Consider the following 14,228-nt stretch of genomic DNA (forward strand, 5'->3'; position numbering starts at 1 on the left):
CCGGAGCGAACCAGCGGTCTCGTGTGCTGGGCCCGGTGCCGCCGCCCGCAGCGGCGCCGGTATGCTGGTCCCGCCCTCGTCTACAACGTTGTACCTCAGGAGTACGCATGAGCTTGCCCACCAGCGACGTCCCCCGTCCCGAGTACCCCCGCCCCCAGATGGTCCGGCCCGACTGGCTCAACCTCAACGGCACCTGGCAGTTCGAGATCGACGGCGGCGACTCGGGTCTCGAGCGCGGCCTGGTCGAGAGCGACCTGGCCGGCGAGATCACCGTGCCGTTCGCTCCGGAGTCGGAGCTGTCCGGCGTCGGGAACGTCGACTTCATGGAGGCGGTCTGGTACCGCCGCACCGTCACGATCCCCGCCGACTGGGCCGGGAAGAAGGCGCTGCTGCACTTCGGCGCCGTCGACCACGACACCACGGTGTGGGTGAACGGCACCGAGGTGGTGCGCCACCGCGGCGGGTTCTCCCCGTTCACCGCCGACCTCGACGGCGTCGCTGCGCCGGGCGAGGAGGCGACGATCGTCGTCCGCGCCCGCGACCCCCGGCACACGCCGCAGGCCCGCGGCAAGCAGGCCACGAAGTTCATCAACTCGGAGTGCAACTACACGCGCACCACCGGGATCTGGCAGACCGTGTGGCTCGAGCCGGTGCCGCACGTGCACCTGCGCCGTCCGCGCATCACGCCCGACGTCGCGACCAGCTCGTTCACGGTCGTCGCGCCGCTCTCCAACAACCGGCCGGGCTTCTCCGTGCGGGTCACGGTGGGCGACGCCGACGGCGCGATCGCCACCGCGACCGCCCGTGCCGACGTCGACCTGGCGCCCTCGCTGCGGCTGGAGGTGCCCGCGGACCGCGTGCACCTGTGGTCCGCTGGTGACGGGCACCTGTACGACGTCACGGTCGAGCTGCTGGACGCCGACGGCGCCGTGGTCGACGCCGTCGACTCCTACGCCGGCCTGCGGTCGGTCTCGATCGACGGCAAGCGCATCCTCATCAACGGCAAGCCCGTCTTCCAGCGCCTCGTGCTCGACCAGGGCTACTACCCCGACGGCATCATGACGGCGCCGACGGACGACGCGCTGGTCCGCGACATCGAGCTCAGCCTCGAGGCCGGGTTCAACGGCGCGCGCCTGCACCAGAAGGTGTTCGAGGAGCGCTTCCTCTACCACGCGGACCGCCTCGGCTACCTCGTGTGGGGCGAGTTCGGCGACTGGGGGGTCGGCGGCGGCGGCCCGATCACCGACCACCAGCGCGTGACGGCGTCCTTCACCACGCAGTGGCTCGAGATCCTCGAGCGCGACGTCTCGCACCCGTCGATCGTCGGCTGGTGCCCGCTCAACGAGACGTGGCAGGTGCTGCACGACCGCATCACCGACCTCGACGACGTCATGCGCGGCATGTTCCTCGCGACGAAGCTCGCCGACCCGAGCCGGCCCGTGCTGGACACGTCCGGGTACTCCCACCGCGTGCTCGAGACCGACGTGTACGACTCGCACGACTACGAGCAGGACCCGGCGAAGTTCCGCGAGAACCAGGCCGGCCTCGCCGACGGGACGCCGTTCCTCAACACGCACGACGGCCGCACCATCTCGCAGGGCTACGCCGGCCAGCCGTACTTCGTCAGCGAGTACGGCGGCATCTGGTGGAACCCGGAGGCCGCGGCGTCGGTCGACGGCACCGACCGGGCGGAGTCGTGGGGCTACGGCCAGCGCGTGCAGGACGAGGAGGAGTTCCAGGTCCGGTTCGCCGGGCTGACGGACGTCCTGCTCGACGACGAGGACATGTTCGGCTACTGCTACACGCAGCTGACCGACGTGTTCCAGGAGCAGAACGGCATCTACCGGTTCGACCGGAGCACGAAGCTCGACGTCGACCGGGTGCGCGCCGTGCAGCAGCGCGCGGCGGCGATCGAGCTGGCCGACGGGGCAACGGCCGACGCGACGGTCTGAGCAGGCGACCTCGCCGAGGTAGAACCCAGCGGCCGAGGTAGGAGCACCGAGCTCCTACCTCGGCCGCTCGCATCTACCTCGGCGCTCCCGGAAGCACGGCAGGATGAGCACATGACGCTGGAGCTCCTCGACGCCGGATCCGCCTGGGCCGGTCACCGCCGTTACGCCACCCGCGGCCTGGTCCGCCCGGCCAGCCACGCCGAGCTCGCGGACGTCGTCACCAGCGGCGAACCCGTGCGCGTGCTCGGCTCCCGGCACTCCTTCAACGACCTCGCCGACTCGCCAGGCGTCCTCGTGAGCCTGGACGCGCTCGTGGGCGAGCCGGTCATCGACGAGGCACGGCGCACCGTCACCGTCGACGGGGCCATGCGCTACGGCGAGCTCGCCGCCTTCCTGCACGCCCACGGCTGGGCGCTGCACGCGATGGCGTCGCTGCCGCACATCTCGGTCGCCGGGGCGATCGCGACGGCGACCCACGGCTCGGGCGACACGGTCACCAACCTGGCGGGCGCCGTCGTCGGCCTGGATCTCCTCACGGCGGACGGCCGCCTGCACACGCTGGGCACGGGTGACGGCGACCTCGCCGGTGCCGTCGTCTCGCTCGGCGCCCTCGGGGTCGTGACGAGCGTGACGATGCGGATCGAGCCCACGTACGACGTCGCACAGGTCGTGTGGGAGGGCCTCGGCTGGGACGTGCTCACGGCCGAGTTCGACACGCTCAGCTCGAGCGCGACGAGCGTCAGCGTCTTCACGACGTGGCGGGACGACGTCGCCGGCGCCGTCTGGCAGAAGCACCGCACCGACGCCGCTCCCGCACGTGACCTCGCGGACCTGAGCGTGCGGCGCGCGACCACCCCGCACCACCCGATCCCCGGCGTCGACGCCGCGGCGTGCACGCAGCAGCTGGGCGTGCCCGGCCCGTGGCACGACCGGCTCCCCCACTTCCGTCTCGAGTTCACGCCGAGCGCCGGCGCCGAGCTGCAGAGCGAGTACCTCCTGCCGCGGGAGCACCTGCCGGCGGCGATCACCGCGCTGCGGTCGCTGGCCGACGACCTGCGCCGCCTCGTCCTCGTGACGGAGGTCCGCACCGTGGCCGCGGACGAGCTCTGGCTGAGCTCCGCGTACGGCCGCGACACGGTGGGGCTGCACTTCACGTGGGTCCAGGACGTGCCGGCGGTCGAGGCGCTGCTCCCCCGGCTCGAGGCGGCGCTCGACGGGCTCGACGCCCGTCCGCACTGGGGCAAGCTGTTCGCCGCCGACGCCGCGACGCTCGCGGCGCGGTACTCACGGTGGGACGACGCGCGGGCGCTCATCCGCCGGTACGACCCCGACGGCGTGTTCGCCAACCCCTACCTCCAGCGGGTCGGGCTGCGGTGACCCTCGCGGACGAGGTGGTCGCACAGATCGCCTCGGCCGCCGACGCCGACGTGGCGTCGCAGCTCGCGCGGTACTTCCAGGTGCGTCCCGGCGGGTACGGCGAGGGCGACGTGGTCGTCGGGGTCCGGCTCGGCGAGCTGCGCCGGATCGCGCGCCCGTACGCCCGGCGACCCTTCGACCCCGACGACTGGCTCCCCCTCCTGCGCAGCGCCGTGCACGAGCACCGCCTGCTGGCCCTCGTCGCGATGGCGACCCGCTCCGGCGTCGGCGACGAGATCGAGCGCACCTTGATCACCCGGACGTACCTCGCGAACACCGCGCACGTGAACGGCTGGGACCTCGTCGACGCGTCCGCGGCGCCGATCCTCGGGCGGTACGTGCGGGACCACGACCGCAGCGTGCTCGACGAGCTCGCCCGGTCGGAGTCCGTGTGGGAGCGGCGCATCGCGATCGTCAGCACCCACGCGCTCATCCGCGCGGGCGAGAGCGCCGACACGTTCCGCATCGCCGACGCCCTCCTCGACGACCCGCACGACCTCATCCACAAGGCGACCGGCTGGATGCTGCGCGAGGTGGGCGCCCGCGTGTCGCAGGACGCGTTGCGCGCCTACCTCGACGACCGGGCGCCGCGGATGCCACGCACCGCGCTGCGCTACGCCGTCGAGCACCTCGACGCCGACGAACGGCGGCACTACCGCGCGCTGCGCTGAGGGACGACGACGGCGCCCCTTGCGGGCCGCTCGATCGTCGCCTAACGTACAACCAATGCGTTGTACGTCGGAGGAGAAGGCATGTCTCCCGTGGCCGGGGTGAGCGAGCGCGACGCCGAGATCGACCGGGTCTTCGGCGCGCTCTCCGACACGACCCGGCGCGACATCGTGCAGCGCGTGCTGCGCCAGGAGGCGTCGGTGTCGGAGCTCGCCGCCGCCTACGACATGAGCTTCGCCGCCGTCCAGAAGCACGTCGCCGTGCTCGAGCGAGCCGGCCTCGTCAGCAAGATCCGGCGCGGGCGGGAACAGATCGTTCACGCCGACGTCAGCACGATCCGGTCAGCCGCCCGGCTGCTCGGACAGTACGAGGAGATCTGGCGTGCCCGCATCGGGCGCATCGACGAGATCCTCGGCACGCCCGGAAGGGGCACGTCATGACCGTCATCAGCACCACGCCCGACACCTCGGCGCTCACACTCACCATCGTGGCGGAGTTCGCCGCGCCACCGGAGCGGGTCTGGGAGATCTGGTCCGACCCGCGGCAGCTCGAGCGCTGGTGGGGTCCGCCGACCTGGCCGGCGACGTTCACGGAGCACGACCTCTCCTCGGGCGGGGCCGCGAAGTACCACATGACCGGGCCGGACGGCGAGGAGTCGCACGGCTGGTGGCGCTTCCTCGCCGTCGACTCCCCGCGCTCGATCGAGTACGAGGACGGCTTCGCCGACGCCGACGGCACCCCGACCGACACCATGCCCACGGTGCGGGGCCGCGTCACGCTCGAACCGACCGACGCGGGCACGCGCATGACCGTCACCTCCTCCTTCGACACTGCCGAGCAGATGCAGCAGCTCACGGAGATGGGCATGGTCGAGGGCATGCAGGAGGCCATGGGCCAGATCGACGGCATCCTCGCGGGCGCCTGAGCGATGACGACGGCGGGACCGCACCGCAAGGTCGTCCTGTACCAGCTCCAGTCGCTCGACGGCGTCGCGGAGGAGCCGGGCGACTGGATGACCGACGGCGGCGAGGAGCTGATCGAGAACCTCGCCGGTGTCATCGCGACCCAGGACACCGTGCTGCTCGGTCGCGGCACGTACGACTACTGGGTCGCCCACTGGCCGGGCTCCGACTTCGAGCCGTTCGCACCGTTCATCAACGGCACGCCGAAGATCGTGTTCACGTCACGGGCATTCGAGCCGACGTGGTCGAACACGTCGGTGGTCACGACGGACGCCGTCGCGCACGTCGCTGACCTGCGCACGCGCGAGGGCGGCGACATCGGCATCCACGGCAGCCTCGCGCTCGCGCAGTCGCTCTGGGCGACGGGGCTGATCGACGAGCTGCGGCTCGTCGTGGGCGCCGTGGTGGCCGGCCCGGGCAGGCGCGGGTTCGTCGCCGACGGCGCCGGGCGCCGCCTCGAGCTCGCGGACGTGAGCCGCAGCGCGCCCGGCACGCTGTTCCTCACGTATCGCGTGGCCGACGACGGCGCCTGACACGCTCCTCACCCCGCGGGGGTCACTCCGCTGGGGCGGTGCGGCGGCGACGGCGGACGACGAGGGCCGCGGCGGCGACGCCGAGGCCCGCCACGAGGACCAGGTGCACCGGCGCGATGCGGCCGAGCATGCTGAGGAAGAGCAGCGCCAGCGTGCCGGCGCCCCACCCGGCGAGGACCGCGAGGACGACGGTTCCCACGACTCGGCCCATCGGCCACGCTCCTTCGCGTCGTTCCCCCGGCCTCACGGCCACCGGGAGGCCCGCCGTCCGTCGGCGGCCTGAGGCGGACACTATCGCCGCGGCACGTACCCGTGGTGAGGGTCCGGCGTGGAGGTTCGGGGACCTGGGCGAGCGCGGACCTTCCGCGGAACCGACGTCCCGAGACAGCCGAAGGGCCCGGAGACCAGTGGTCTCCGGGCCCTTCATCTGTAGCGGGGGCAGGATTTGAACCTGCGACCTCCGGGTTATGAGCCCGGCGAGCTACCGAGCTGCTCCACCCCGCGTCGGCTCGACCACTCTACGTGGCCGCGCCCTCGAAACCAAATCGGGGCGACGCGGGCCGGTGCAGCCAGCGGCGTCATCCGCCGGCAGGTGCACCCAGCCCAGACCGTGGTGCCTACCCCTGGGCGGCGTCGATCTCCTCCTGCGCCGCGATCGCCCGCTCCAGCGCGTCACTGAGCCGCTCCTGCGCCTCGCCGTACGCCGTCCAGTCGCTCTCGGCGAGCGCCGCGGAGCTGTCCTCCATCGCCTGCGCCGCGTCCTGCAGCGCCTGCGACAGCCGCGTCTGGGCGTCGTCGGCGCCCGGCGTGTCGGTCGGTTCCTCGGTCGGCTCGTCCGTCGGCTCCTCGGTCGGCTCCTCCGTCGGTTCGCCGTCGCCCGGCGGCTCGACGGGATCGGTCGGATCGACACCGGCATCGCCGGCATCCGCACCGGAGTCACCGCCGAACACCTGGTCCAGCGCCTCGTCGAGCGTGGTCGCGAACCCGATCTCGTTGCCGAACGCCACGAGCACGTACCGCAGCAGCGGGTACTGCGTGCCTGTCGACGCCTGGGCGTACACCGGCTGGACGTAGAGCAGACCGCCGCCCAGCGGCAGCGTCAGGAGGTTCCCCTGCCGAACCTCCGAGCCCTGCTGGTCGAGGATGTTGAGGACGTCGGCCGCGTCGGGGTCGGTGTTGAAGCTGTTCTGCACCTGCCCCGGGCCCGGGATGGAGAGGCTCGCCGGCAGGTCGAGCATCCGGATCGTGCCGTAGCCCTCGCGTCTGACGCCGTCCTCGCTCCCGGCGTCCGCATCGACGGCGGCGAACCCTCGCATCACGTTGCGCGAGTCGTCGTCGAGGATGAACGACGACGTCAGGGAGAAGCTCGACTCGTCCTGGCCGGGCATCCGCAGCGTGAGGTAGTACGGCGGCTGCGGGATGTTCGCGTCGCCCTGGGTCGGGTCGTTCGGCGTCCGCCAGAAGTCCGATCCGGCGAAGAACTGGCCGGCGTCCGTCACGTGGTAGGAGTTGAGCAGCGTGCGCTGGACCTTGAAGAGGTCCTCCGGGTAGCGCAGGTGGCTCATGAGGCTGCCGTCGATCTCGGACATCGGCCGCACCGCGTCCGGGAACACGTTCTCCCACGACTCGAGGACCGGGTCGTTCTCGTCCCACGCGTACAGCGTGACCGAGCCGTCGTACGCGTCGACGACCGCCTTGACGGAGTTCCGGATGTAGTTGATCGACTCCGGGAGCACTCCCTGGGCGAGCTGCCCCTCCTGCTGGGCGACGAGCGAGTCGATCGTCGCCTCCTCCAGCTGCTGCCGCGCGGAGTACGGGTACTCGTTCGACGTCGTGTACGCGTCGACGATCCACACGACCTCGCCGACGCCGTCGCCGTCCTGGTCGACGACCGCCGGGTAGGCGCGGTTGTCGAGCGTGAGGAACGGCGCGACCTTCCCGACGCGGACGTGCGGGTCGCGGTCGTAGAGGATCTGGGACTCCGGCGTCACGCGGTCGGAGAACAGGATCTCCTGGCTCCCGAAACGCAGCGCGAAGAGCAGGCGCAGGAACGGGTTCGAGACCTCCGGGCCGCCGTCGCCGGAGTACGTGCTGAGCACCTCGCCCTCGGACTCGTCCGACGGGTAGTCGACCTCCCACGGGTCGGTGCCCTCCGGCGCGCCGACGACCGAGTACGTCGGGGAGTTCTGGCCGAAGTAGATCCGCGGCTCGTAGTCCCCGAGCGCCCCGCTGCTCGGGATGCCGCCCTGGAAGAAGTCCGGCTGGCCGCTCGCCGTCGGCGTGTTCCCGTACGCGGCGACGACGCCGAACCCGTGCGTATACACCGTGTGGTCGTTGACCCAGTTGCGCTGGTTCTCGCCCAGCCCGTTGAGGTTGAGCTCGCGCACCGAGATCACCGTGTCGCGGCTCTCGCCCTCGAGCTCGTACCGGTCGACCGACAGGTTCTCGGGGAAGGAGTAGTACTGGCGGATCTGCTGGAGCTGCTGGAACGTCGGCGAGATGATCGTCGGGTCCATGAGGCGGATGCTCGCCGTCGTCTCGGCGTCCTCCCGCAGCGCGCCCGGCTCGGCCTGGGTGACCGCCTCGTAGTCCTGCGTCTCGATGTCCTCGAGCCCGTATGCCGCCAGCGTCGCGTCGATGTTGCGCTGGATGTACGGGCTCTCCAGCGTCTGCGCGTTCGGCCGCACCCGGAACTGCTGCACGAGCGCCGGGTAGATCCCGCCGATGACGATCGCGGAGACGACCATGAGCGCGACGCCCACCGCCGGGAGGCGCCACGTGCCGCGCGCGGACGCGAACACGAACATGAGCGCCACGAGCACGGCGATGATCGCGAGGATCGTGCGGGCCGGGAGGACCGCGCTGATGTCGGCGTACCCGGCGCCGTCGAACCGGTCGCCCTGCTTCGACAGCAGCGAGTAGCGGTCGAGCCAGTAGCTCGCCGCGATGAGCAGGGTGAACACCGCGGCGAGGATCCCGATGTGGATCCGTGCCGCGCGCGAGATCTTCTGCCCGGAGCCGCCCACCTGGAGGCCGCCGTACAGGTAGTGCGTGACGATCGCGCCGATCGCGGCGAGGAACGTCACCGCCATGAGGAACGACACGATGAACCGCAGGAACGGCAGCGTGAACAGGTAGAACGACAGGTCGATCCCGAACTGCGGGTCCACCTCGCCGAACTGCTCGGCGTTGAACGCGAGCAGCACGGTCTGCCACTGGCCGGCGGCGGCGCCCCCCGCGAACAGGCCGAGCACGATCGGTGCGCCGATGAGGACGACGCGGCGCAGCGGCTCGATCCCCTCGCGGTACCTGTCGAGGTTCTGCTGCTCCGGCGTCACCGGGGCGTACACCGGGCGGTTGCGGTAGGCGAGCGACAGGTTGAGGTACACCGCGCCGCCCATGAGGCCGCCGCCCAGCAGGAACAGCGCCGTGCGCGTGATCCACTGCGTCCGCAGCACGTCCGTGTAGCCCACCTGGGCGAACCACAACCACTCGGTGACGAGCTGGGCCAGGATCAGGACGCCGACGATGACGACGCCGAGGACGACGAGCGTGGGCACGAGGGCCGAGCGTCGTTCGCGTCGTGCGGGCGGGGAAGCGGAAGCGGACGACACGGCTGGGGGCACCTCGCGGTCGGGGTCGGGTCACCACCTCAACGGCAGGTGGCGCACGTGGCTCTACGTCGGGCAACGCAGGACCTGCACGGAAAGTTTCCCACACCTGGGCGCGGCAGCGGTCGGCGTCGGACGCCCGGTCCGCCCTGGGACACTGGGGCCCATGACTCCCCGCCAGTCCGCCCTCGCTCGCGCCGTCGTCGAGATCGAGCGGCACTCCGCCTCGGCCGGATGGGACGGCCCGGTGCGCGTGTTCGCGCTCGTCCGCACGACGGAGGCGCTCGCCACCGATCCCACCCTGGCGCAGGCGATCGACACGTCGGCCCTGGGCGCCTCGGCCGACGACGCCGAGCACCTCACCGCCGTCGAGCAGGAGGGGCTGCCGGCGGCGTCGTCGCTCGAGGACCTCCTCGCCCAGCTGGCGTGGCCCGACGCCGTCGACGGCGCGGCTCTCGTCGTCGAGCGGATCGTCCTCCCGCCCGACGCCGAGGCCACGATGCCCACCGGTGACGAAGCGGCCGCCCTCGCCTACCTCGAGGGCCACCCCGAGCGGCAGGACGTGCGGATCGCCGTCGGCGTCCTGCGGTCCGGGGAGTCGTGGTGCGCCCTGCGGACCCGGTCGCACGACTCCGACGACGCCGTCGGCGGTGCGCCAGACGCCGTGCCCGGCCTCGTGGCGGCGCTCGACGCCACGTTGCGCTGACCTACCCGAGCCGCAGGTAGAGGTCGCGCAGCAGGGCGATCTCGGCGCCGTGGTGGATCACCTCACGGTGGATGTGCACCACCAGTGCCGCCATCGAGTCGGACTCGAACCCGGGCTCGCGGCAGTTCGCGGCGAGCGCGTCGATGTCGAGCGAGGCGACGCCGTCGCGCCAGGTCCGGTATCCCTCGTCCAGCGCCGCGAGCGCCCCGTCCGCGGTCGCCGGGTAGTCGTACGAGTCGTACGTCATCTCCGGGCCGCCGAAGTACCTGGCGTTGCGCTCACCGAACACGCCCACCACGAGGTGCCCGAGCCGCCACGCGATCGTCGTGACCGGGGCCGGGACCGGCTCCGGGTACCCGAAGTCGATGAGGTACTCCCCCGATCCGGCGGTCATCGGCGCGTCCGAGGCCCCACGCGGTGCGACCGTCCAGACGTCGTCGACCGGCTTCCAGAGGTACTCGTCGTCGGTGAGCCCGTCGAGTCGCTGCCGGAGCTGGTTGTCCCAGTGCCACTCCAGCTGGCTGAGCAGGACTGAGGTCCAGTCGAGTCCGGGTGCTGCCTGCGTGTCCATCGGTCCCTCTCCGTCGTCGTCCCACCACCGTAGGCATGAACCCGGACATCTACTGTCCAGGTTGGGGAGCATCATGGTCGGGTGATCTCGACGTCGGCGCGCCTCCTCCGCCTCCTGGCCCTCCTGCAGGACCGGCGGACGACGACGGCGCCCGTGCTCGCGGGACGGCTCGGCGTCACCGAGCGGACCGTGCGTCGCGACGTCGAGAAGCTCCGCGAGCTCGGCTATCCCGTGACGTCGCGCGCGGGAGCCGACGGGGGCTACGGCCTCGGGGCGGGAGGCGCGCTCCCGCCGCTGCTGCTCAGCGAGGAAGAGGCGGTCGCCGTGGCGATCGGGCTGCGCCTCGCCACGTCCGCGGGGCTGCGCGGTCTCGACGACGAGGCCGTGCGCACGCTGGCCCGCCTCGAACCGCTGCTCCCGGCGCCCGCCCGGGAGCGGCTGCGCACGCTGCACGCGGCCACGCTGACGCTGGGCGAGCCGGAGACCGTGGACGTCGACCTCCTCGTGGCCCTCGCGCAGGCCCGGCGTGACGCGTGCGAGGTCCGATTCACGTACGTGCGCCCCGAGAAGGCGGAGAGTCGGCGTCGCGTCGAGCCCCACCGGCTGGTCCGGGGCGGGCGTCGCTGGTACCTCGTGGCGCGCGACGTCGACGCCGCGAGCTGGCGCACGTTCCGCGTCGACCGCATGCGCGAGCTCACCGTCACCACCTGGCGGTTCACACCGTCCGAACCACCGGAGCCGGCGGACGTCATGGTCTCGCGAGGCGTCTCGACGGCGCCCTACCCCGTCCAGGTCCGTGTGCGGTTCGAGGTGCCTCGCGCCGTGCTCGCGGACCTCGTGCCGCCGACGGTCGGGGTGATCGACGACGACGGCGCGCACGCGTGCGTGCTCACGACGGGCGCCGGCTCCGCCCTGGCGCTCGGCATGCACCTGGCCGACCTCGGCCTGCCGTTCCGGGTGCTGTCACCCGACGACGTCGCCACCCGCCTGCACGCCGCCGCCGAGCTCCTGCTCGCCGCCACCGCCCCGGCCTGAACGGCCGCGCCGTCAGGAGCAGCTGGGCAGGTCGGCGGTGTCGCCGGCCCCGATCGCCTCGACGGCGTCCCGTGCGTCGGACAGCGTCGCCACGCGCACGACCTGCAGACCCTCCGGGACGTTCCCGACGACCTGCTCGCAGTTGGCGGCCGGGGCGAGGAACCACCCGGCTCCGTCGCGCTGAGCCCCATGCAGCTTCTGCACGATCCCGCCGATCGCGCCGACCTCGCCGGACAGGTCGATCGTGCCGGTCCCCGCGATGATCTCGCCGCCGGTGGAGTCGCCCGGCGTGAGCCGCTCGATGATCCCGAGCGCGAACATCGTGCCCGCACTCGGCCCGCCGATGTCCTGGATCTCGATGTCGACCTCGATCGGGAACGTGAACGTCGGGTCGATGAGCACGCCGAGCACGCTGCCGCCGTTGCCGTCGTCGCCGGTCACGACGTCGAGGGTCTCGGGCTCGCCGTCGCGCTCGACGCCGAGCGCGACGCTGGAACCGGGGGCGACGCCGTCGAGCACCTGCGTGAGGTCCGGGAACGTCTCCGTCGGCACGAGCGGGCCGTCCGGCGCCTGGATCGACGTGACGACGTCGCCCGGCTCGACGACGCCGTCCGACCCGGAGTCCGGGACCGCCGCGCTCACGGTCAGCACCGTCGGCACCTCGTAGCCCAGCTCGGTGAGGGCGGCAGCCGTCGCGTTCTCCTGCGACGTCGTCATCTGCGCCTGCGACGTGGACTGCAGCTCCTCACGGCTCACGCCGCGCTGGTAGACGCTCTCGACCGGGACGACGGCGACGGCGGAGGACAGCCAGCCCTGCACGACATCCGCCGCATCGACCGGGAAGCCCGGGCCTCCGGCGACCGACACGGTCGTCAGGCGCAGCTGCCCCTCGCTGGGGAACGTCTCGGCGTCCGGGATCGTGATGAGCTCGACGTCGTCGACCTCCCCGAGCGTGTCGACGGTCGGCCCGGGCTGCTCGATCGCGTACGGCGCCGGCACGACGAGGATCGCGGCGAGCAGGACGAACGTCGCGAGACCGCTGGCCGCGAGCAGCACGCTGCGCGGCGAGAGCGACGATCGCGGCATGGGGATGTTCCGGTACGTGCGCGTGACCACCCGCCCATTCTCTGGCATCGGCGAGGATCTCCGGCACGCTCCGGCTGCGTGGCTCGGCTCTGCGCCGTCAGCGAACCTCGTGCAGGCGCTGCCCCGCCGGTCGTTAGCGTGGGGGAAAGCCGGATCGAGCGGAGGCCACCTGATGAGCGACGAGACCGACGACGACGCCCGCCGCACCTGGCGAGCGCTGCTGCGCTCGATGCTCGGCGAGGAGGGTGCCGAAGAGGCGATGCGCGCCCTCGAGGCGAACGGCTTCGATCCCGGCGCGATGGCTCAGGCGGCGGGCCTCCCCCTCGACCCGGCGCAGCTGCAGTCGATGATGGCGCAGATGCAGCGGATGCTCGCGAACCCCGGCGGCGGCCCGGTGAACTGGACGCTCGCCCACGACGTCGCACGGCAGGCCGCGCACACGGGCGGCGACCCGTCCGTCACCGCGGCGCAGGCGGCGCAGGTGACGTCGGCGCTCGGCGTCGCGGACCTGTGGCTCGACGTCGCCACGGACCTCCCGCCGGCGGGAGGCCGCCAGGAGGCGTGGAGCCGGGCGACGTGGGTCGAGAGCACGCTCCCCACGTGGAAGCGGCTGGCAGAGCCGATCGCCGCGTCGGTGGCGCAGGCGCTGGTGACGGCGCTCGCCTCGCGCGGGGAGGACGTCGTCCCGGGCATGGGCGCCGACGCGTCCGGCGTGCTGCGCCAGCTCGGCGGCACGGTGTTCGGCATGCAGGTCGGGCAGGCCGTCGGCACGCTGGCGAGCGAGGTGTTCGGCGTCAGCGACACGGGCCTCCCGCTGCTCGAGACGCCGGGCTCGGCGCTCGTCGTCGCGAACGTGGCGGCGTTCGCCGACGGGCTCGACGCGCCGGTGGACGAGGTTCGGCACTTCCTCGCCGTCCGGGAGGTCGCTCACGCACGGCTGTTCGCGCACGTGCCGTGGCTGCGCGCCCACGTGCTGGGGCTCGTCGAGGAGTACTCCCGCGGCATCGTCATCGACACCGAGCGCATGGAGGACGCGGTCCGTTCCATCGACCCGTCGGACCCGGAGGCGCTGCGCGGTGCGCTGTCGAGCGGGGTGTTCGCGCTCGAGCGGTCCGAGGCGCAGGAGGCGGCGCTCGGCCGCCTCGAGACGGCTCTGGCGCTCATCGAGGGCTGGGTGGAGGACGTCACGGCTCGCGCCGTCGCCCCGCACCTGCCGCACGCCGTGCCGCTGCGCGAGATGCTCCGCCGGCGCCGCGCCGCGGGCGGTCCGGCCGAGCAGACGTTCGCCGCGCTCGTCGGCCTGGAGCTGCGGCCCCGCCGCGCCCGCGAGGCGGCCGTGCTCTGGGCGTCGCTCGTGGAGCACGGTGGTGCGGCCGAGCGGGAGAGCGTCTGGGAGCACCCCGACCTCCTGCCCACCGCCGACGACCTCGACGACGCCGCCGGCTATCGCGAGCGGCGCGCCGCACGCCTGGTCGAGAGCACCGACCTCGACTCCGCCCTCGCCGACCTGCTGGCCACCGGCGAGGCCGAGTGGGCCGCCGAGCGTGACGCGGTCGACGGCGGTGCCCACGCGGGCGGCGGCGCCGTCGAGCGCGAGAGCGCCGCGGACAAGTCCGACGGCGAGTCCGAGGACGTGGCCGACGGCGACGACGACGACGGGTCGTCCAGCCGCGAGAGGTAGCGGACC

At 72.6% G+C, this 14,228-nt stretch carries 13 protein-coding genes and 1 tRNA gene; 9 read left to right on the forward strand and 5 right to left on the reverse strand.

The features are described from left to right. Nucleotides 1-107 precede the first annotated feature (107 nt). The 6 genes from BCAV_RS14505 (at nt 108) to BCAV_RS14530 (ending at nt 5,532) form a co-directional block, all read left to right on the forward strand. Complete coding sequence (locus BCAV_RS14505) at nt 108-1,952, forward strand: glycoside hydrolase family 2 protein (protein ID WP_015883363.1); 1,845 nt, start codon at nt 108-110, stop codon at nt 1,950-1,952. A 111-nt stretch (nt 1,953-2,063) separates the two neighbouring features. After that, a complete protein-coding gene (locus tag BCAV_RS14510) occupies nt 2,064-3,329 on the forward strand; it encodes a D-arabinono-1,4-lactone oxidase (RefSeq protein WP_015883364.1) in 1,266 nt (421 codons plus the stop codon). Next, a complete protein-coding gene (locus BCAV_RS14515; protein ID WP_015883365.1) occupies nt 3,326-4,039 on the forward strand; it encodes a DNA alkylation repair protein in 714 nt (237 codons plus the stop codon). The genes BCAV_RS14510 and BCAV_RS14515 overlap by 4 nt, the downstream gene beginning before the upstream one ends. 81 nt (nt 4,040-4,120) lie before the next feature. Next, complete coding sequence (locus BCAV_RS14520) at nt 4,121-4,477, forward strand: ArsR/SmtB family transcription factor (RefSeq protein WP_015883366.1); 357 nt, start codon at nt 4,121-4,123, stop codon at nt 4,475-4,477. Continuing rightward, complete coding sequence (locus BCAV_RS14525; RefSeq protein ID WP_015883367.1) at nt 4,474-4,962, forward strand: SRPBCC family protein; 489 nt, start codon at nt 4,474-4,476, stop codon at nt 4,960-4,962. Before BCAV_RS14520 ends, BCAV_RS14525 begins: the two co-directional genes overlap by 4 nt. Before the next feature lie 3 nt (nt 4,963-4,965). Next, nucleotides 4,966-5,532: a dihydrofolate reductase family protein gene (locus BCAV_RS14530; RefSeq protein ID WP_015883368.1), complete on the forward strand. Its 567-nt coding sequence runs from the start codon at nt 4,966-4,968 to the stop codon at nt 5,530-5,532. Between the two features lie 22 nt (nt 5,533-5,554). On the opposite strand, the gene BCAV_RS14535 is transcribed toward BCAV_RS14530, so the two are convergent. The 3 genes from BCAV_RS14535 to BCAV_RS14545 all read right to left on the reverse strand — a co-directional run bounded on the left by BCAV_RS14535 (nt 5,555) and on the right by BCAV_RS14545 (nt 9,092). After that, nucleotides 5,555-5,743 carry a hypothetical protein gene (locus BCAV_RS14535; RefSeq protein ID WP_015883369.1) on the reverse strand — a complete coding sequence of 63 codons (189 nt, stop codon included), beginning with the start codon at nt 5,741-5,743 and terminating at the stop codon, nt 5,555-5,557. 219 nt (nt 5,744-5,962) lie between these two features. Continuing rightward, nucleotides 5,963-6,036, reverse strand: a tRNA-Met gene (locus tag BCAV_RS14540). Between the two features lie 113 nt (nt 6,037-6,149). After that, complete coding sequence (locus BCAV_RS14545) at nt 6,150-9,092, reverse strand: UPF0182 family membrane protein (protein ID WP_015883370.1); 2,943 nt, start codon at nt 9,090-9,092, stop codon at nt 6,150-6,152. Nucleotides 9,093-9,309: 217 nt separating this feature from the next. On the opposite strand from BCAV_RS14545, the gene BCAV_RS14550 reads away from it, so the two are divergent. Continuing rightward, the gene (locus BCAV_RS14550; protein ID WP_015883371.1) at nt 9,310-9,849 is read left to right on the forward strand and encodes a PPA1309 family protein; all 540 of its coding nucleotides are present in this window, start codon (nt 9,310-9,312) and stop codon (nt 9,847-9,849) included. Between the two features lies 1 nt (nt 9,850). On the opposite strand, the gene BCAV_RS14555 is transcribed toward BCAV_RS14550, so the two are convergent. Then, complete coding sequence (locus tag BCAV_RS14555) at nt 9,851-10,420, reverse strand: DinB family protein (RefSeq protein WP_015883372.1); 570 nt, start codon at nt 10,418-10,420, stop codon at nt 9,851-9,853. A gap of 81 nt (nt 10,421-10,501) precedes the next feature. Between BCAV_RS14555 and BCAV_RS14560 the strand changes: the two genes are divergently transcribed. Then, the gene (locus tag BCAV_RS14560) at nt 10,502-11,455 is read left to right on the forward strand and encodes a helix-turn-helix transcriptional regulator (RefSeq protein WP_015883373.1); all 954 of its coding nucleotides are present in this window, start codon (nt 10,502-10,504) and stop codon (nt 11,453-11,455) included. Between the two features lie 12 nt (nt 11,456-11,467). On the opposite strand, the gene BCAV_RS14565 is transcribed toward BCAV_RS14560, so the two are convergent. Next, entirely contained in the window at nt 11,468-12,571 is a 1,104-nt protein-coding gene (locus tag BCAV_RS14565) for a YlbL family protein (protein ID WP_245528860.1), read from the reverse strand. A gap of 142 nt (nt 12,572-12,713) precedes the next feature. On the opposite strand from BCAV_RS14565, the gene BCAV_RS14570 reads away from it, so the two are divergent. Beyond that, a complete protein-coding gene (locus BCAV_RS14570) occupies nt 12,714-14,222 on the forward strand; it encodes a zinc-dependent metalloprotease (protein ID WP_015883375.1) in 1,509 nt (502 codons plus the stop codon). Nucleotides 14,223-14,228 lie beyond the last annotated feature (6 nt).

The organism is Beutenbergia cavernae DSM 12333 (assembly GCF_000023105.1).
Taxonomy (GTDB): Bacteria; Actinomycetota; Actinomycetes; order Actinomycetales; family Beutenbergiaceae; genus Beutenbergia; species Beutenbergia cavernae.

What these genes read in the sequence shown, in the direction of transcription:
- BCAV_RS14505 (WP_015883363.1), top strand. Translation starts at nt 108, where the DNA reads ATGAGCTTGCCCACCAGCGACGTCCCCCGTCCCGAGTACCCCCGCCCC.
- BCAV_RS14510 (WP_015883364.1), top strand. Translation starts at nt 2,064, where the DNA reads ATGACGCTGGAGCTCCTCGACGCCGGATCCGCCTGGGCCGGTCACCGC.
- BCAV_RS14520 (WP_015883366.1), top strand. Translation starts at nt 4,121, where the DNA reads ATGTCTCCCGTGGCCGGGGTGAGCGAGCGCGACGCCGAGATCGACCGG.
- BCAV_RS14525 (WP_015883367.1), top strand. Translation starts at nt 4,474, where the DNA reads ATGACCGTCATCAGCACCACGCCCGACACCTCGGCGCTCACACTCACC.
- BCAV_RS14530 (WP_015883368.1), top strand. Translation starts at nt 4,966, where the DNA reads ATGACGACGGCGGGACCGCACCGCAAGGTCGTCCTGTACCAGCTCCAG.
- BCAV_RS14535 (WP_015883369.1), bottom strand. Translation starts at nt 5,743, where the DNA reads ATGGGCCGAGTCGTGGGAACCGTCGTCCTCGCGGTCCTCGCCGGGTGG.
- BCAV_RS14550 (WP_015883371.1), top strand. Translation starts at nt 9,310, where the DNA reads ATGACTCCCCGCCAGTCCGCCCTCGCTCGCGCCGTCGTCGAGATCGAG.
- BCAV_RS14555 (WP_015883372.1), bottom strand. Translation starts at nt 10,420, where the DNA reads ATGGACACGCAGGCAGCACCCGGACTCGACTGGACCTCAGTCCTGCTC.
- BCAV_RS14570 (WP_015883375.1), top strand. Translation starts at nt 12,714, where the DNA reads ATGAGCGACGAGACCGACGACGACGCCCGCCGCACCTGGCGAGCGCTG.